Source organism: Saccharopolyspora gloriosae (assembly GCF_014203325.1).
GTDB lineage: Bacteria > Actinomycetota > Actinomycetes > Mycobacteriales > Pseudonocardiaceae > Saccharopolyspora_C > Saccharopolyspora_C gloriosae.
In genome coordinates, this window is sequence record NZ_JACHIV010000001.1 from 3,654,781 (window position 1) to 3,672,636 (window position 17,856).

General features: G+C 70.8%; 13 protein-coding genes. 6 read left to right on the forward strand and 7 right to left on the reverse strand.

Annotated elements, in window-relative coordinates; genetic code table 11:
- Window positions 1–25: 25 nt before the first annotated feature.
- The 5 genes from BJ969_RS16190 to BJ969_RS16210 form a co-directional block, all read right to left on the reverse strand.
- Window positions 26–1,030, reverse strand: coding sequence for an ABC transporter permease (locus BJ969_RS16190; protein ID WP_184479738.1), 1,005 nt, complete (start codon window positions 1,028–1,030; stop codon window positions 26–28).
- Window positions 1,027–2,523, reverse strand: coding sequence for a sugar ABC transporter ATP-binding protein (locus BJ969_RS16195; protein ID WP_184479739.1), 1,497 nt, complete (start codon window positions 2,521–2,523; stop codon window positions 1,027–1,029). Before BJ969_RS16195 ends, BJ969_RS16190 begins: the two co-directional genes overlap by 4 nt.
- Window positions 2,520–3,668, reverse strand: coding sequence for a Gfo/Idh/MocA family protein (locus BJ969_RS16200; RefSeq protein ID WP_184479740.1), 1,149 nt, complete (start codon window positions 3,666–3,668; stop codon window positions 2,520–2,522). Before BJ969_RS16200 ends, BJ969_RS16195 begins: the two co-directional genes overlap by 4 nt.
- Window positions 3,669–4,001: 333 nt before the next feature.
- The gene (locus BJ969_RS16205) at window positions 4,002–5,186 is read right to left on the reverse strand and encodes an ROK family protein (RefSeq protein ID WP_184479741.1); all 1,185 of its coding nucleotides are present in this window, start codon (window positions 5,184–5,186) and stop codon (window positions 4,002–4,004) included.
- A gap of 676 nt (window positions 5,187–5,862) precedes the next feature.
- On the reverse strand, window positions 5,863–6,870 hold the full coding sequence (locus BJ969_RS16210) for a sugar phosphate isomerase/epimerase family protein (protein ID WP_184479742.1): 1,008 nt from the start codon (window positions 6,868–6,870) through the stop codon (window positions 5,863–5,865).
- Between the two features lie 327 nt (window positions 6,871–7,197).
- Here BJ969_RS16210 and BJ969_RS16215 point away from each other — a divergent pair, with 327 nt between their 5' ends.
- Together BJ969_RS16215 and BJ969_RS16220 are read left to right on the forward strand one after the other, a co-directional pair.
- A complete protein-coding gene (locus tag BJ969_RS16215) occupies window positions 7,198–7,761 on the forward strand; it encodes a hypothetical protein (RefSeq protein ID WP_184479743.1) in 564 nt (187 codons plus the stop codon).
- A 61-nt stretch (window positions 7,762–7,822) separates the two neighbouring features.
- A complete protein-coding gene (locus BJ969_RS16220; RefSeq protein WP_184479744.1) occupies window positions 7,823–8,824 on the forward strand; it encodes an LLM class flavin-dependent oxidoreductase in 1,002 nt (333 codons plus the stop codon).
- Window positions 8,825–9,155: 331 nt separating this feature from the next.
- On the opposite strand, the gene dapA is transcribed toward BJ969_RS16220, so the two are convergent.
- Window positions 9,156–11,561 carry a 4-hydroxy-tetrahydrodipicolinate synthase gene (gene dapA, locus BJ969_RS16225; protein ID WP_184479745.1) on the reverse strand — a complete coding sequence of 802 codons (2,406 nt, stop codon included), beginning with the start codon at window positions 11,559–11,561 and terminating at the stop codon, window positions 9,156–9,158.
- 337 nt (window positions 11,562–11,898) lie between these two features.
- On the reverse strand, window positions 11,899–13,110 hold the full coding sequence (ribA, locus tag BJ969_RS16230; RefSeq protein ID WP_184479746.1) for a GTP cyclohydrolase II: 1,212 nt from the start codon (window positions 13,108–13,110) through the stop codon (window positions 11,899–11,901).
- Window positions 13,111–13,470: 360 nt separating this feature from the next.
- On the opposite strand from ribA, the gene BJ969_RS16235 reads away from it, so the two are divergent.
- The 4 genes from BJ969_RS16235 (at window position 13,471) to BJ969_RS16250 (ending at window position 17,749) form a co-directional block, all read left to right on the forward strand.
- Window positions 13,471–14,772, forward strand: a complete 1,302-nt coding sequence (locus tag BJ969_RS16235; protein ID WP_184479747.1) for an FAD-dependent oxidoreductase — start codon at window positions 13,471–13,473, stop codon at window positions 14,770–14,772.
- Between the two features lie 40 nt (window positions 14,773–14,812).
- A complete protein-coding gene (locus tag BJ969_RS16240; protein ID WP_184479748.1) occupies window positions 14,813–15,316 on the forward strand; it encodes a flavin reductase family protein in 504 nt (167 codons plus the stop codon).
- Window positions 15,317–15,386: 70 nt separating this feature from the next.
- Entirely contained in the window at window positions 15,387–16,802 is a 1,416-nt protein-coding gene (locus BJ969_RS16245) for an LLM class flavin-dependent oxidoreductase (protein ID WP_221315845.1), read from the forward strand.
- Between the two features lie 152 nt (window positions 16,803–16,954).
- A complete protein-coding gene (locus BJ969_RS16250) occupies window positions 16,955–17,749 on the forward strand; it encodes an IclR family transcriptional regulator (protein ID WP_184479749.1) in 795 nt (264 codons plus the stop codon).
- The last annotated feature ends 107 nt before the right edge of the window (window positions 17,750–17,856 follow it).

The window sequence follows — 17,856 nt, forward strand, 5'->3', positions numbered from 1 at the left end:
GCGATCTCCGAAGGTGGGAGGGGATTCAGCTGAGGGAACTGCGGCGGCGAGTGCGGGCCTGCAGCAGCACGGCGAGCACGATGATGGCGCCCTTGACGATGTTCTGGATGTCGGTTTCGAGGTTGTTGAGCGTGAAGACGTTGCTCAACGTCGTGAAGATCAGCACGCCGATCAAGGTGCCGGTCATGCTGCCGCGCCCGCCGGAGAGCAGGGTGCCGCCGATGACGACCGCGGCGATCGCGTCCAGCTCGTAGTACAGGCCGTTGGTGGACGCGCCGGAGGTAGTGCGCGCCACCACCATGATCGCCGCGATGGCGCAGCAGAGGCCGGCCAGCGCGTAGACCAGCGCGGTGTGCCTGCGGACGTTGATCCCGGCCAGCCGAGCCGCTTCGGCGTTGCCGCCGACCGCCAGCGTCCGGCGTCCGAACGTGGTGCGGTTGAGCAGCGTCCAGCCGCCCGCGAACACCGCGGCGAAGATCCAGATCAGCACCGGGACGCCCAGCAGGTCGGCCTGGAAGACCGCGCCGAACGCCGCGACGTCGACCACCTGCGTCTGCCTGCCGCTGATCCGCTCGGCCAGCCCGCGCGCCGAGGCCATCATGGCCAGCGTCGCGATGAACGGCACCACCCGGCCGTAGGCGACCAGCAGCCCGTTGACGAGGCCGCAGCCGGTGCCGACCAGCAGCGCGCACACCACCATCGCGCCCACCCCGTAGGACTGGGTGGCCCAGGTGGTCATCCACACGCTGGACAGCGCCACCATCGAACCGACCGACAGGTCGATCCCGCCCGCCGAGATCACGAACGTCATCCCGACGCTGACCACTCCGATGGCCGCGGCCAGCCGCAGCACGGTGGAGATGTTGCCCTCGGTCAGGAACGCGTCCGGGCGAGTGATGTAGCCGACCACGCACAGTCCGATGAGGACGATCAGCAGCGCGACCAGCCTGATGTCGGTGCGCGCCCACCAGCGGCTCACCAGTGACGAGCCGGTCGCGGGGGGTGTCGCGTCGAGGGTCCGCTCGTTCATCGCGCCGCCTCCATGACGAGGTCCAGGACGTCGGATTCGGTGATCTCCCCGGCGGTCGCGGTGCGCACCGCTGCGCCGTCGCGCAGCACCAGCACCCGATCGGCCAGCGCCAGCACTTCCGGGATGTCGCTGGAGACCACCACGATCGCGATCCCCTCGGCGGCGAGCCGCCGCATCAGGGCGTACAGCTCCGCCCTGGCACCGACGTCGACGCCGCGGGTCGGTTCGTCGAGCAGCAGCACCCGGCAGCCGCGCAGCACCCAGCGGCCGATGACGGCCTTCTGCTGGTTGCCGCCGGAGAAGGCGGCGATCGGCCGGGCCGGATCGGCGGGCCGCAGCTGGAGCTGGTCGACGACCTCCCGCGTCTCGGCGAGTTCCCGGGAGCGGTCGGTGAAGCCGAACCGGCTCAACCGCGGTAGCGACGCCAGCGTGACGTTCGCGGCCAGCGGCAGCAGCGGCAGCAGCGCCTGGCTCTTGCGCTCCTCCGGGGTGAGGCCGATCCCCGCCGCCACCGCCGCCGGGACGCTGCCCGGCCGCACGCGACGGCCGCCGACCCGCACCGCACCCGACTCCGCAGTGCGGGCGCCGAAGATCGTCTCCAGCAGTTCGCTGCGACCGCACCCGACGAGTCCGGCGAGCCCGAAGATCTCCCCCGCGTGCACCGTGAAGCTCACGTCCGCGAACTCGCCCCGGCGGCCGAGCCCGAGCACCTCCAGCACCGGTCGCTCGGTGGCCGTGCTGCCCACCGCCTCCAGTTCCGGTGGTGAACCACCCGTCATCAGCGCGACGAGTTCGCCGGTCGTGGCCTCCGCCACCGCGAGGCCCGCGGCGACCGTGCGGCCGTCCTTGATGACCGTGACGCGGTCGGCGATGCGCCGGATCTCCTCCATGCGGTGGGAGATGTAGATGACGGCGACGCCGTCGGCGGTGAGTTCGCCGATGACGCGGAACAGGTTGTCGACCTCCCCTGCCGACAGCGCCGCCGTCGGCTCGTCCATCACGATCAGCCGCGCTTCGTGCTGCAGCGCCCGCGCCATCGACACCAGCTGCCGCGACGCGGCGGGCAGGCTGCCGACCTCGCGGTCCGGTTCGATCTCCGGGTGCCCCAGCCGCGCCATCAGCCCCGCAGCCGCACCGCGCGCCGCGCCCCGGCGGCTGAAACCGGCGGTGGCCGGTTCGTGGCCGAGGAAGATGTTCTCCGCGACGCTCAACCCGGGAACCAGGTCCAGCTCCTGGTACATCGCGGCGACGCCGCGCCGCAACGCGTCGGCGGGCGAGGACAGCGAGATCTCCTCACCCCGCCACCGGATCGTGCCGCCGTCGGCCGGATGCGCACCGGACAACACCTTGATCAACGTGGACTTCCCGGCGCCGTTCTGCCCCAGCAGGCAGTGCACTTCACCGGGGCGCACCCGCAGCTCCACCCCGTCCAGGGCGCGCACGCCCGGGAACTCCTTGACGATGCCGGACATCGCCAGCAGGTCGGCCGTCATCTGCCGCCTCCCACCGGTATCCACCTGCTGTGGTGGGCGGCGCTGCGCTGCACCGCGTCCAGCACCCGCTGCACCCGCAGACCGGCCGCGAAGTCCGGGCTCGGCGTGGTGCGCTCGGCGATGGCGGTGACGAAGTCCCGCAACTGGTGGGTGAACGTGTGCTCGTAGCCCAGCACGTGCCCCGGCGGATACCAGGCGCCCAAGTACGGGTGGTCGGCCTCGGTGGCCAGGATGCGCCGGAAACCGGCGGTCTCAGCGCCCTCGGTCGCGTCGTAGAACGACAGCTCGTTCATCGACTCGAAGTCGAACGCCAGGCTGCCCGCGCTGCCGTTGATCTCGATGCGCAGCCCGTTCTTGCGCCCCGCCGCGTAGCGGGTCGCCTCGAACGTGCCGAGCGCGCCGCCGCCGAACCGCGCGGTGAACATCGTCGCGTCGTCCACCGTCACCGGACCGGTGCGCTGAGCGTCGTCGACCAGCGGTCGCTCCGCCACGAAGGTGTCGACCAAGCCGCACACGCTGACGATGTCCTCGTCGAGCAGGAACTGCGCCAGATCCACCAAGTGCGCGCCCAGATCGCCCAACGCCCCGGACCCGGCCCGCTCCGCCCGCAACCGCCACGTCAGCGGCGCCTGCGGATCGAGCAACCAGTCCTGCAAGTACTGGGCCCGCACGTGCCGGATCGTGCCCAGCCTGCCCTGCTCGATCAGCTCGCGGGCCAACGACAGCGCCGGCACCCGGCGGTAGTTGAACCCGACCATTGCCTGGATTCCGCCGCGCCGCGCGCGATCCGCCGCCTCGGCCATCAACTCCGCTTCGGCCACGGAGTTCGCCAGCGGCTTCTCGCACAGCACGTGCTTGCCCGCCTCCAACGCGCTCATCGCGATCTCGGCGTGGCTGTCGCCCGGGGTGCAGATGTCGACCACGTGCACGTCGTCGCGCAGCAGCACGGACTTCCAGTCGTCGCTGGCCTCCCGCCAACCGTGCCGGGCGGCGTCCTGGTGCACGGCGTCCTTGCGCCGCCCGCACAGCACCACCATCTCCGGCCGGGCCGGGAGATCGAAGACCCGTCCCACGGTTCGCCACGCTTGCGAGTGGACCACGCCCATGAAGGCATGACCCACCAAGGCAACACCGAGCACGTTCATTCGTTTTTCCTCCATCGTGGCTGGTTTGCCGTGGGGGTTGGGTGGCGGAACCTCAGTCGGCCTGTCGCTGCGGGATCTTTTTCCCAAGTGGCTCCGCCACGAGGGAAAAAGCTGTCCTCGCGACAGACCGACTGAGAACCCGCCGGTGGTCCATCTGCGTGCTGGGTCGCTGCTCAGCGGCTTCGCCGCTGACAGGATTAAGCCCAAAGGCGTTGTGGTGTCGTGCTTTTCGGATTCTTGTTCCCGATAATCCGTTGCGATTTCGAACGGTTCGGTGGTCGAAGATCAGCCGGCTCGGTACCGGCCGAACGAAAGATCGAAGGTTGTGTGGTGTCAGGGGGTCGGGCCGGCTCCGAAGACCTGGTCGCTGATGAGGGCTGCTGCGCCTACCACTCCGGCGTGTTCGCCGAGTTCGGAGAGGGCGATGGGCAGGGTGCTGGTGGCCAGGGGGGTTGATCGGCGGTAGAGCTCGCTGCGGACCTCCGCCAGCAGCGGGTGGCCTAGTCCGGCCACGCCGCCGCCGACCACGATCATCGCCGGGTTGGCGAAGTTGACCAGGCCTGCGAGCACCCGGCCGAGCCTGCGGCCTCCGTCGCGGACCAGCCCGAGCGCCTGCGGATCGCCGTGGCGCATCGCGATCCCCACGTCGTGCGCGGTCAGCGCGTCGCGGTCGCCGAGGAGCTCGTGCAATCCCGGTGATTCGCCGCCGCGCGCCAGCGCGGTCGCATCGCGGGACAGCGAAGCGCCGCTGAACCACGCCTCCAGGCACCCCGTTCGCCCGCACCCGCACACCGGGCCGGTGTCGTGCACCGCGATGTGCCCGATGTCGCCCGCGCTCCCGTTGCTGCCGCGCAGCACCCGGTTGCCGGTGACGATGCCGCACCCGATGCCGGTGCCGATCTTGACGAACAGGAAGTCCGGCACGGACCGGGCCAGCCCGCAGTACATCTCGCCGAGCGCCATCAGGTTGACGTCGTTGTCCAGCTGCACCGGGCAGTCCAGCTGCTGCGTGAAGTGCTCGCGCACCGGGTAGCGGTCCCAGCCCGGCATGATCGGCGGGGAGACGGTGAAGCCGTCCCGGAAGCTCACCGGGCCCGGCACCCCGACGCCCACCCCGTTCAGCGCGGGCAGGTGCCCTTCGGCGCGCAGCTTGTCGATCACTTCGACGGCCCGCCCGAGTATCGCGTCCGGGCCGTCCTTGATGTCGATGGGTTCGCTGGTGTGCGCGACCAGTTCCAGCAGTCCGTCCGTGACGCCGACGTCCAGCGAAGTGGCGCCGATGTCCACGCCGACGAAGCGCAGCCGCCGCGACAACTGCACCAGGCCGGACCGGCGTCCGCCCTGCGACGCGGCCTTGCCCGCCCGTTCCACGAACCCCAACTCCTGCAACCGGCCCAGTTCTTGGCCGATCTTGGAGCGGGACAGCGACACCTGGGCGGCGAGTTCCGCGGCGGCCTGCGCCCCGTTGAACCGCAAGGACGCCAGCAAGCGGACTTGGTGGGAATTCTCTGGTTGCACCGACTACCCCACTTCTTGCACGAAGCGTATGAAGTCCGTCACAGAGTAAGCGAACGGTTTCTCCCCAGGTCAAGGGAGAATTCGCGATGTCCCCCGGATGTTCGCTGCCCGATCGGCCGCATCCACCCGCCGCCGTTCGGACCTCGGCGGCGGAACCGGGCGACACCAGCGGAAACGCCGCAACGCCGCCCCACCTTCCACCTTGAATCCACAGTGGACAAGGCGCGGACCTGTGTGAACACCGCTGCGAGGTGTCGCACGCCCCCGAAGCGCCCTCGTCCGTCCGCCGACTCACCGCGCCGCCGAAAGGCCCCGCATCCGCTGGACCGAACGCCTACCCCCCGAGGTGCGGCGAGCACTCGGATCCCACCTGCGGAAAAACCACTCCCGAACGCGAAAATCGGCGTCGCCGTCGAACCGACGGCGACGCCGATGATCAGGTACACGGGAATCCGCTCAGAATGATCTTTTGATCGGTGTCTTGTCAGCGGCGGAGCCGCTGAGCAGTGACCAGCTAGAGCAAGCCGACCACCGGCGGGTTCTCAGCGGCTTCCTCGCGAGGACAGCGATTTCGTGGTGTAGGGAGCTACATGAGAAATCGATCCCGCAGCGAGGAAGCCACTGAGGTTCCGCTGAGCGACCCGCTACGCAGGTCATCCCGAAAAGACCAGGTCCGCTACTTGTCGGTGGCGAAGGCGGCGTCGAAGGCGACCTCCGGCGGTTCGATCGCCGTCAGCTTGCGGACGAACGCGAGCGCGTCCGGCGCGCCGAGCATCCGGTCCATCCCCGCGTCCTCCCACTCGACGGAGATGGGCCCCGCGTAGCCGATCGCGTTGAGCCCCCGGAAGATCGGCTCCCACGGCACATCGCCGTGCCCGGTCGAGACGAAGTCCCAGCCGCGCCGCGGATCCGCCCACGGCAGGTGCGAGCCGAGCCGCCCGTTGCGCCCGTTGAACTGCTTGACCGACTCCTTGCAGTCCACGTGGTAGATCCGGTCCTGGAAGTCCCACAGGAAGGTCACCGGGTCCAGGTCCTGCCAGAGGAAGTGGCTCGGGTCGAAGTTCAACCCGAACGCGGGCCGGTGCCCGATCGCCTCCAACGCGCGCCGCGTCGTCCAGTAGTCGTAGGCGATCTCGCTGGGATGCACCTCGTGCGCGAACCGCACGCCCACCTCGTCGAACACGTCGAGGATCGGGTTCCACCGCGCGGCGAAGTCGGCGTAGCCCCGTTCGATCATCTCCGGTGGCACCGGCGGGAACATCGCCACCGCGTGCCAGATGGAGGAACCGGTGAACCCGACCACCGTGGACACCCCGAGCTTCGCCGCGGCTCGCGCGGTGTCCTGCAACTCCGCCGCGGCGCGCGTGCGCACGCCCTCGGGCTCACCGTCGCCCCAGATGCGCGCGGGCAGGATGCCGCGGTGCCGCTCGTCGATCGGGTGGTCGCAGACGGCCTGCCCCACCAGGTGGTTCGACAGCGTCCACACCTTCAACCCGTGGGCTTCCAGCAGGTCCAGCCGCCCCTGGACGTAGTCGTCCTCGGCCAGCGCCCGGTCGACCTCGAAGTGATCCCCGGAGCAGGCGATCTCCAACCCGTCGTAACCCCAGCCGGCGGCGAGCCTGCACACCTCCTCGAACGGCAGGTCGGCCCACTGGCCGGTGAACAACGTGACCGGTCTCGGCATCGTGATCTCCCTTGCTCGACGGTGCGGGAAGAACACCCGCCGGGGGCGCCGATCGGCCTGGGAACGTCCGCGGGATTTCCGCGCGAGGCACGGCGCTCGCGAGAAGGAGGACGGAAGAAGTCCGGAAATCCGCGGTGGGCCGACCGGTTCGGTTCGCCGATTCGCGGCGAACAACGCATTCCGGGCGGGCACGAACTCCGCCCAAATTAAGCCACCCGCAACACGAGCACCAGACCCCGCGAACGAGTTCCCGCGGAAGTCGGCCTCGACCGCGTTCGACGCCGCTCGATCTGCGCAGATCTCCCGCCAGCTGGGTACTCGATGCGCATGAGCAAGGACCGCGACGACTACCAGCAGGACTACACCCACCCCGAGCTGCGGGAACGACTCAAGGAGGAGCTGAAGGACTCCAGCAAGGGCGGGCGCCGCGGACAGTGGTCCGCGCGCAAGAGCCAGCTGCTCACCCAGGAGTACGAGAAGCACGGCGGCGGCTACCGGCACCCGCGGCGGCCGACCAGGTCCCAGCAGGACCTGGCCGAGTGGACCGAGCAGCGCTGGATGACCGAGTCGGGCTCGGCGCACGCGCGCCACGGCGAGCGCACCGAGCGCTACCTCCCGGAACAGGCGTGGGCCGAGCTGTCCCCCGCCGAACGCCGCGAAGCGCAGCGGGCGAAGCGAGCCGGGTCGCGACGCGGCGAGCAGCACGTGCCGAACCCGCCGGCGGCGAAGTCCGCGCGCAAGGTCGCCGAGCTCGACGCGCTGCCCGCGCGGGAGGCGGCGCGGCGCGCGCGGAAGCTGACCGCGCGCGAAGCCGAGGAAGCGCGGCGGCACGAGCGCGAGCACAAGGGCCGCAAGACGGTGCTGCGCGAGCTCGACAAGATGATCCCCTGAGCTCCGTCGCTCGTTCCCGCCACGGGGTGTTGCCCGTCCCGGGGCCGCCGCGTCGAGGAGAATGCCGCGGGTGCCTCGGAAGCTGACGTTGTCCGTCCTCGACACCTCGCCGATCGTCGCGGGCTCCTCGCCGCAGCAGGCGCTGCACCGCACCCTCGACCTCGCCGCGCTCACCGACGAGATCGGCTACCACCGCTACTGGGTGCCCGAGCACCACGGCATGCGGGGCGTCGCCTGCGCCGAGCCCGCGGTGCTCGCCGGGGCCATCGCGTCGGCCACGGCACGGCTGCGGGTGGGCGCGGGCGGGGTGCTGCTGGCGAACCACGCGCCGCTGCTGGTCGCCGAGCGGTGGGGCATGCTCGCCGCCCTGCACCCCGGCCGGATCGACCTCGGCATCGGCAGGGCTCCCGGCGGCGCGCCCGCCACCGCCGAAGCGCTGCGCCGACCGCCCGACGCCACGAGCGCACCGGCGCACGCCGCCGCGCTGGCCGAACTCCTGGACCACTTCGAGCCCGAGCCGCAGCGATCGCGAGTGCGGGCCGTACCGGCTCGCGGGAACAGGCCCGACATCTGGCTGCTCGGTTCGTCCGGCACCGGCGCGCGCCTGGCCGCGCGGCACGGGCTGCCCCACGCGAACGCCCACCACCTGAACCCGGACGACGCGCACGTCGTCGCCCGCGACTACCGGGCCGCGTTCCAGCCGTCCGCGTCGCTGCCGGAGCCCACGACGCTGGTCAGCGTGGCGGTGATCTGCGCCGGCACCGACGCCCGCGCCGAGTGGCTCGCCGGGTCCACGCGCGCGAAGGCGCTGAGCCGACGGCGCGGGAACCGAATCCTGCTGCCCGGCCCGGAGGACGCGGCCGGTGAGCTGGCGGCGCTCGACCCGGCAGAGGTCGCCGCGTGCTCCCCCGGCCTCGTCGCGGGCTCGCCGGGCACCGTGCGCCGCGAGCTCCACGCCATCGCGGCGCGCACCGGCACCGCCGAACTGATGATCACCACCCCGATCCACGACCACGAGCAGCGCCTGCGCTCCTACGAACTCCTCGCGGACGCGGTGCGGTAGCGCCCCGCAGGAACCGAATCGCGCCTCGCCGGTTCCCTTCCGCCACGGCATCAGGAGTCCTTCCAGAGTGATCTTTTGATCGGTGTCTTGTCAGCGGCGAAGCCGCTGAGCAGTGACCGGCTTGAGCAAGACGACCACCCGCGGGTTCCCAGCTGCTTCCTCGCGAGGACGGCTTTTTTCCTCGTGGCGGAGCCACTTGGAAAAAAGATCCCGCAGCGAGGAAGCCGCTGAGGTTCCGCTGAGCGACCCACTACGCAGGTCATCCTGAAAGGGACTCCTCACCACCAGCGCGCGGTCGGCCGCCCTGGTGACCCCGGCTGCGGCGGACGGTTCAGCGGGTGTGGTTGTGCATGACGTGCTTGGTGCGGGAGTAGTCCTCCAGCGCGAGGATCGACAGGTCCCGGCCGTAACCGGAACCCTTGAACCCGCCCCACGGGACCTCGTTGGCCAGCGCCAGGTGCGAGTTCACCCAGACCGTCCCGGCGTGGATGCGCGCGGGCACGTCGTGCGAGCGGCGCGCGTTCTCCGTCCACACCGATGCGGCCAGCCCGTAGGGCACGTCGTTGGCCCGGCGGATCGCCTCTTGCTCGTCGCGGAAGGTCTCGACCGTGACGACCGGCCCGAAGACCTCCTCGCGAGCGATCTCGGCGCCTTCGGGCACGTCGACGAGCACGGTCGGCGCGATGAAGTACCCCGGCCCCTCCAGCGGGCCGCCGCCGAGCGCGGCGCGCGCACCGTCGCGCAGCGCGCGCTCCAGGTGGCCGCGCACCCGGTCGAAGTGCGCCCGGGACACCAGCGGGCCGATCTCCGCACCCTCCGCCGCGGCCTCGCCGGTCGCCAGCGTGGCGGCCTCGCGGACGAGGTGCTCGACGAACTCGGTCGCCACGGATTCGTGCACCAGCACTCGGCACGCGGCACCGCACTCCTGGCCGGAGTTCCAGAACGACGCCGTGCGCAGGGTTTCGGCCGCCGCGGCCAGGTCGGCGTCCTCGAAGACGACCACCGGCGCCTTCCCGCCGAGCTCCAGGTGCACTCGCTTGAGCCCGTCGGCGGCCGCCCGCGCCACCGCGCGACCGCTGGGCACCGAACCGGTCAGCGCCACCAGGTCGACGTCCGGGTGCGAGGACAGCCGCGCACCCACCACATCACCGCGACCGGTGACGATGTTGAGCACGCCGGGCGGCAGCAGGTCGGCCACCAGCTCGGCGAACTTCAACGTGGTCACCGGCGTGATCTCCGAGGGCTTGAGCACGCAGGTGTTGCCCGCGGCCAGGATCGGCGCGATCTTCCAGGCCGCCATCATCAGCGGGTAGTTCCACGGCGTCACCACGCCCACCACGCCGACCGGTTCGCGCACGATCAGCGACAGGTGGTCGTCGAGGTACTCCCCCGCCGGCATCGAGCCGGTCGCCCGCACCGCACCCGCCATGAACCGGAAGGTGTCGACGGTGCCCGCGATGTCGTCGCGGGCCACCGCCAGCGGCTTGCCGGTGTTCGCGGATTCCAGCCGTGCCAGCGAATCCTCGTGCTCGGCGACGCGGTCGGCGATCGCGTGCAGCACGTCCGAGCGGTCCTTCGGCACCCGCCGCGCCCAGGAGCCGCGCGCCGCGACGGCTTCGGCCACGGCCCGGTCCACGTCCTCGGCGGTGCCGTCGGGAGTGCGGCACAGCACCTGCTCCGAGCACGGATCGATCACGTCGAGTTCCCGAGCCGAGGTCGAGTCGGCGTACCCACCGGCGATGAAGTGCCGCGACGGGGGCAGTTCCGCCGCCACGACCAGCGGACGCGAGTCGCCCGAGCGCAGCACCTCCGCGGGTGCCGCCGGTGCGTTCCCGGCGCGCACCGGTGCGGTCTCGCCCCGGGCCGCCGCGGCCTGCGCCGAGATGCGCCGCGTCGCGTCGGGCGCGAGGTCCAGCAACGGGCTGCGCGGGCTGCCGACGGGCAGTCCCTCCGCGTTGAGCACGGCCTTCACCGCGGAGATGAACGGCACCGTCATCAGGGTGTCCATCAGCGGGTGCAGCCGGGACCACTCGGCGCGAGCGCCGTCCAGTTCACCGGCGCGCAGCGCGCGGTGCATCGAGACGAGCTCGGCGGGCACGAGGTTCGCGCTGCCCGCCACGACCCCGGCAGCCCCTTCGGTGAGCGCGGCGAGGATCAGCGTGTCCCAGCCGCCGAAGGTCGTGATCACGTCCCCGTGGTGGTGGATCAGCTGCCGCAGCCGCGACATGTCGGCGTTGGTGTCCTTGATGTAGCGGATGTTGCCGACCTCGCGCGCGAGCTTCGCGACCAGCTCCGGGGAGAGGTCGACACCGGTCACCGCGGGCAGGTTGTAGAGCATCACCGGGATGTCGACGGAGCCGGCGACCGCGCGCAGGTACTGCTCGGTCTCCGGCTCGCTCAGCGGCTCGTAGTACGGGGTCACCAGCATCACGACCGCGGCCCCGGCCTCCTGCGCGTGCCGGGAGAGCCGGATCGCCTGGTCGGTGCTCACCGCGCCGGTCTGGGCCACGACCGGGACGCGCCCGGCGGCCCGCCGCACCACGGTTTCCACGACCAGGCGGCGTTCGTCCTCGTCCAGCGCGGCGAACTCACCGGTGGAGCCGCAGGCGACGAGGCCGTCGACCCCGCCGTCGATGCTGCGATCGACCACGCGGCCCAACGCGGCCACGTCGACCTCGCCGTCGGAGGTGAACGGCGTAGGCAGGGCGGTGAGAACTCCGCTCAGGTGCGGCGACATGCAGAAACCCCTTCTTCTCGTTCGTTCACCGGCCGCAAGGCGGCCGGACGCGCGTGGTGGTGATGCCGACTCCGCGACCTCGGACCGCTCAGAACCTGCCCATGACTTGTCGCTCCCGACGCACAACGTCCTTGATCTGTGTCCTGTCAGCGGCGGAGCCGCTGAGCAGTGACCAGCCAGAGCAGGCCGACCACCGGCGGGTTCTCAGCGGTTTCCTCGCGAGGACGGCTTTTTTCCTCGTGGCGGAGCCACTTGGAAAAAAGATCCCGCAGCGAGGAAACCGCTGAGGTTCCGCCACCCGACCCACTACGCAGGCCATCCGGAAACAACCCCTCGATCAAGCGGATTGCTGGAGTAGGTGGCCCATTCGGTCGCGTTTGGTTGCCAGGTATCCGGTGTTGTGCGGGTTGGGCGGCGCTTCGAGGGCGATGCGCTCGGCGACGTCGATCCCGTGCTCGGCGAGGGCGCGGCACTTGTCCGGGTTGTTCGTCATCAGCCGCACGGAGCTCACCCCGAGGTCGTGCAGGATTCGCGCCGCGTCGGTGTAGTCGCGGCCGTCGACCGGGAATCCGAGTTCCACGTTGGCCTCCAGGGTGTCCATCCCGCGGTGCTGCTGGAGTTCGTAGGCCCGCAGCTTGTGTCCGAGCCCGATGCCGCGCCCTTCGTGCCCGCGCAGGTAGAGGAGGATTCCCCGCCCCTGCTCGGCGATGGTGCTCATCGCCGTGCGCAGCTGCACGCCGCAGTCGCAGCGCAGCGAGCCGACGAGGTCGCCGGTGAGGCATTCGCTGTGCAGCCGCACCAGCGGAGCTCCGGCGCCGCTCGGGTCGCCCATCGTCAGCGCGAGGTGCTCGATGCCCGCCGCGGACGGGTAGGTGGTGGCCTGGAACGTGCCGAGCTCGGTGGGGAGTTCGGCACGTCCGGTGGGCCGGACCGTCGCCGCGGCGGTGCGGGCGTGCTCGACGAGGTCCGCGATCGTGATCATCGGAATGTCGTGCCGCAGCGCGAAATCGTCGAGTTCGGGGCGGCGCATCATCTCGCGCCGGTCCGGGGTGACGATCTCGCACAGCAGCGCGGCGCCGCTGAGGCCCGCCGCGCGGCACAGCTCCACGCCCGCCTCGGTGTGCCCGGCGCGTTCCAGCACCCCGCCGGACTTGGCGCGCAGCGGCAGCACGTGACCGGGCCGGGCCAGGTCGGCGGGCGCGAGCGCCGGGTCGGCCAGCGCTCGGATGGTGGCGGCCCGGTCACCGGCGCTGATGCCGGTGGAGGTGCCGTGCCGGAGGTCGACGCTGACCAGGAACGCCGTGCCGTGGCTCTCGGTGTTGGCGGTGACCATCAGGTCCAGTTCGAGCTCGCGCGCCCGGTGCTCGTCCAGCGACACGCACAGGAATCCCGAGGTGTGGTGCAGGAAGAACGCGACCTCGTCGGTGGTGGCGTGTTCGGCGGCCATGATCAGGTCGCCTTCGTTCTCCCGGTCCTCGTCGTCGATGACGAGGACCTTCCCACCTGCGGCGAGGGTGGCGACCGCTTCGGCGACGTTCGACGTGGGCATGGGCCCTCCTGTGCGCGGGTGTGTCGCTCGGCCGGAGGTGGCGCCGAGTGCTGGCCGGTTGCTGCGCGTTGAGCCGTTCGAATGATGCGGCCCGTAGACGTTCACTTAATGAACGCTTCGTTCACGGATACTGACATCCACCTCCGGCACGGTCAAGAAAATCCCTTGCCCAGCCTTGCAAATCGCCACTCTTCAAGACTATTGACGAGCCGGATAAGCGGCTCCACACTATCGGCATCGCGTTCGCATAATGAACGTTTCGTTCGTAAGTAGCCGCATTTCGCCCCCGGTCCGCCTTGCGCTCACCACCGCGAGGCCCGGCCGGACCCGGACGAACCGACTGCGAGGGAGCACCGCCCCGTGACCGAGGAAACTGACGTCGTCGTGGTCGGCGGCGGCATCGCCGGCCTGATCACCGCTCGCGAGCTCGGCCGCCAAGGCCTGCGCGTCACCGTGCTCGAAGCCCGCGACCGCCTCGGCGGCCGGGTGTGGACCGACCACCGGCTCGGCCGCGACCTGGAGATCGGCGGGACCTGGCTGCACTGGGTCCAGCCGCACGCGTGGGCCGAAGTCACCCGCTACGGCCTGGACATCACCCGCGGACCGCGCCCCGAACAGGCCTACTGGCTGGCCGGCGACGAACGCCGCACCGGCACCCTCGACGAGTTCATGGAGCTCATCGACCCGGGCATGCGCCGGTTGCTGGCCGACACGATGCAGCGCATTCCCCGGCCGCACGCTCCCCTGTCCGAACCCGGCTTGGAATCCGCCGACGCGTTCAGCGTCCAGGACAAGCTCGACGAACTCGACCTGCCCGTCGAGGAGTACCGCGCCAACGAAGCCGCCTGGGTGGGGCACTTCAACGCCCCGCTGACCGACGGCGCGTTCACCAGCGCCCTGCGCTGGACCGCGGCGACCGCGGGCTCCTGGCACCTGATGCACGAGGCCTCCGCGGTGTTCCGCCTCGTCGGCGGCACCCGCTCGCTCGTCGAGTCGATCGTGGCCGACACCGACGCCGACATCCGCACCGGCACCGCCGCGCACCGGATCGAGCACGACGCCGACGGCGCCGTGGTGACCACCTCGGACGGCGGCGCGATCCGCGCGCGCCGGGTGGTGCTGACCCTGCCGCAGAACATCCTCGGCGAGCTCGACGTCACCCCCGAGCTGTGCGCGGAGAAGCGCGCCGCGACCGAGGAGGGCACCGCCTCGCGGGGCGTCAAGGTCTGGATTCGGGTGCGCGGGCCGATCAAGCCGTTCTTCGCGTACTCCTCGGCTTCGCACCCGCTTTCCGTGGCGCGCACCGAATTCCTCGGCGAGGACGACGCCGTGCTGGTGTCCTTCGGCGCCGACTCCAGCCGGATCTCCCCGCACGACACCGCCGCCGTCGCCGACGCGCTGCGCGTCTGGCGCGACGACCTGGAGGTCCTCGAAGTCACCGGCCACGACTGGATGGCCGACCCGCACTCGCGGGAGACCTGGCTGATGCAACGACCGCAGCAGCTCACCCGCTACTTCGCCGCCCAGCAGCGCGCCGAAGGCGTCCTGCACTTCGCGGGCAGCGACTACGCCAACGTCTGGGCCGGCTTCATCGACGGAGCGATCGAGAGCGGCCTGCGCGTGGCCCGCGAGGTCCGCACCGGACTGACCACTTCTCCGTGACAGCAGCACAAACCGGTAACCGCCAGGGAGGAACAAGATCATGACACTGCCGACTGCGACGATCGAGCCCCGTTATTTCCGCGACGTCATCGGTCACCTGCCCACGGGCGTGACCGTCGTGGCCGGGCGCGAGCCCGGCACCGGCTCCCCCGCCGGGCTCGTCGTCGGCACCTTCCAATCGCTGTCCCTGGACCCGCCGCTGGTCACCTTCAGCGTCGCGGCCACCTCCGGCAGCTGGCCGAAGGTGCGCGCCGCCCGGCACTTCAGCGCCAGCGTCCTGTCCGACGGCCAGCACGACGTCTGCCACGCGATGTCGAGCAGGGGAGCCGACAAGTTCGCCGCGCTGAACTGGCACGAATCCATCGAGGGCAGCCCGCAGATCGCCGGTGCGCACGCGTGGATCGACTGCGCGGTCGTGCAAGAGCTGGAGGGCGGCGACCACGTGATCGTGGTGGCCGAGGTGCTGCGGCTGCAAGCCGGTGGCGGCCGGCCGCTGATCTTCCACCGCGGTTCCCTCGGCGGCTACCGCGAACCCACCCCGTAGGTGCTCCGCCGCGGCGCACCGCGGCGCCGAATCCCGCTCCATCCTCCGGTACGTGAACAGGAGTAAGACGATGCTGTCTCGCCGCATGCGGCTGTTCGCCTTCGAATTCCAGGGCCCGGCGCACCTCTCCGCGGGATTGTGGCGGCACGAGAAGGACCAGGGCCACCGCTACAAGGACGTCCGCTACTGGACCGAGTACGCCCGGTTGCTCGAACAGGGCCGCTTCGACGGGGTGTTCTTCGCCGACAACGTCGGCTACCACGACGTCTACCAGGGCGGCCCCGCCGCCGCGCTCGCCGATGGAGCGCAGCTGCCCGCGAACGACCCGGCCCTCGTGCTCTCCGCGATGGCCGCAGCCACCGAGCACCTCGGGTTCGGCCTGACCGGCTCGACGACCTACGAGCACCCCTACACGCTGGCCCGCAAGTTCAGCACCCTCGACCACCTCACCGACGGCCGCATCGGCTGGAACCTGGTGACCTCCTACGCCGACAGCGCCGCCCGCAACATCGGCAACGGCCTGCTGCCCTCCCACGACGAGCGCTACGACGTCGCCGCCGAGCACCTGGAGGTCTGCTACAAGCTCTGGGAGGGCTCCTGGGACGACGACGCCGTGGTCCGCGACCGGGAGCGCTGCGTCTACGCCGATCCGTTGCGGGTGCACGACATCGACCACCGGGGCAAGTACTTCACCGTGCCGGGGTTCTCGTTGTGCGAGCCGTCACCGCAGCGCACCCCGGTGATCTTCCAGGCGGGCGGTTCGTCGAAGGGCCGCGCCCTGGCCGCCGCCCACGCCGAAGGCGTGTTCGTGAACGCCGTGTCGAAGAAGGCGCTGCGCAGGCAGGTGGACGCGCTGCGCCTGCAGGCGGCGCAGGCGGGCCGCGATCCGCGGTCGGTGCGAGTGCTGCAGATGCTCAACGTCGTCGTCGCCGAGACCGACGAGCAGGCGCACGCGAAGTACGAGCGCTACCGCGAACTGGTCAGCTACTCCGGTGCGATGGCCCGCTACAGCGGCTGGACCGCCCTGGACATGTCCCAGTTCGACCCGGACGTGCCGCTGCGGCACGTCAAGACCGAGGCCGGGCAGACCATGGTCGACCTGTTCTCCAAGATGGACCCGGACCGGGAGTGGACACCGCGCGACATCGCCGAATTCATCGGTATCGGCGGCAGCGGGCCCACCATCGTCGGCTCACCGCGCACCGTCGCCAAGGAGCTGATCAGCTGGGTCGAGGACTGCGACATCGACGGCTTCAACCTCGGCAACGCCGTGAAGTACCAGGACATCGCGGACTTCATCGAACTCGTCGTGCCCGAGCTGCAGCGCCGCGAAGCGATGTGGACCGAGTACGAAGGCCGCACCCTGCGCGAGAAGCTCCACGGGCCCGGCCAGGTGCGCCTCGCCGACGACCACCCGGGCCGCCGGTACGCCCGCGCCCATGCCGGCGCCGCCGCGGGCGACCGGCTCGAAGTCACACCCGCCTGACCGGCCGGGGCCGCGGCGGCACCACCACCGCGGCCCCCGCCTCCGCGCCCACGTGCACTTTCGGCCATCGCGTCCACTAAGTGAACGCGCCTGTTAGCCTGTTCGCACGAACGGCTCCCCCGAATCAGGCGCGATCAGGAGGCGAGAGTCCGATGGGCGACGAGCCCAAGCAGTCGGAGCTGGCCAACAAATCGGTCACCAAAGCAGTGCGGCTGCTCCGCGAACTGGCCGCCCAACCGCGCACCGGCACCACCGCCACCACGCTCGCGAAAGCGGCCGGGCTGAGCAGGCCCACCGCGTTCCGGCTGCTCTACAGCCTGGAACAGGGCGGCTTGGTCGACCGCATCGACACCAACTACGTGCTCGGCTGGGAACTCGCCCGCCTCGGCAGGCACGCCGACCCGTACGCCGGTCTCGTCGCCCACGCCAAGCCCGTGCTGCAGGAACTGGCCGACGAGTTCAACGAAGCCGTGACGCTGTCGATCCCGAACTCCCTCGACGGCCTCGACCTGGTCGCCGAAGCGGTCGGCTCGCACGTGGTCGGCGTGCTGTCGCGCAACATGGTCGGCGAGCGCTACCCGATGCACGCCAGCTCCACCGGCAAGGTGCTGCTGGCGGAACGTTCCGCCGACGCCCTGCGCGCGACGCTGCCCGCCAAGCTCGAAGCGTTCACCCCGCAGACCATCACCGACCGCGAAGCGCTGCTCACCGAACTGCAGCAGGTCGGCGAACAAGGCTTCGCCATCATCGACAACGAACTGGAACCGGAGCTGCTGTCGCTGTCGCGCCCCATCCGCGACAGCGCCGGAACCCTCGTCGCGATCCTGACGCTCAACGGCCCCCGCAGCCGCTTCGGCCGCGCCCGGATTCCCGAAGCACTCCACCAGATGCAGAGCACGGTAGAACGCCTGGCAGAACTGCTCTGGCGCGACGCGGCAAAGCCGTGACCTCCTCCGCCCCGGCTGCGTCGTGGTCAGGTGGCGGAACCTCAGGTGGTTCCTGTTGCTGTTCCTTGTCAGCGGCGAAGCAGCTGCAGCGACCACCAGAGCAAACC

Coding starts and splice junctions, on each gene's coding strand:
- BJ969_RS16190 (WP_184479738.1), bottom strand. CDS start 1,030: ATGAACGAGCGGACCCTCGACGCGACACCCCCCGCGACCGGCTCGTCA.
- BJ969_RS16195 (WP_184479739.1), bottom strand. CDS start 2,523: ATGACGGCCGACCTGCTGGCGATGTCCGGCATCGTCAAGGAGTTCCCG.
- BJ969_RS16200 (WP_184479740.1), bottom strand. CDS start 3,668: ATGAACGTGCTCGGTGTTGCCTTGGTGGGTCATGCCTTCATGGGCGTG.
- BJ969_RS16210 (WP_184479742.1), bottom strand. CDS start 6,870: ATGCCGAGACCGGTCACGTTGTTCACCGGCCAGTGGGCCGACCTGCCG.
- BJ969_RS16215 (WP_184479743.1), top strand. CDS start 7,198: ATGAGCAAGGACCGCGACGACTACCAGCAGGACTACACCCACCCCGAG.
- BJ969_RS16220 (WP_184479744.1), top strand. CDS start 7,823: ATGCCGCGGGTGCCTCGGAAGCTGACGTTGTCCGTCCTCGACACCTCG.
- dapA (WP_184479745.1), bottom strand. CDS start 11,561: ATGTCGCCGCACCTGAGCGGAGTTCTCACCGCCCTGCCTACGCCGTTC.
- ribA (WP_184479746.1), bottom strand. CDS start 13,110: ATGCCCACGTCGAACGTCGCCGAAGCGGTCGCCACCCTCGCCGCAGGT.
- BJ969_RS16240 (WP_184479748.1), top strand. CDS start 14,813: ATGACACTGCCGACTGCGACGATCGAGCCCCGTTATTTCCGCGACGTC.
- BJ969_RS16245 (WP_221315845.1), top strand. CDS start 15,387: ATGCTGTCTCGCCGCATGCGGCTGTTCGCCTTCGAATTCCAGGGCCCG.
- BJ969_RS16250 (WP_184479749.1), top strand. CDS start 16,955: ATGGGCGACGAGCCCAAGCAGTCGGAGCTGGCCAACAAATCGGTCACC.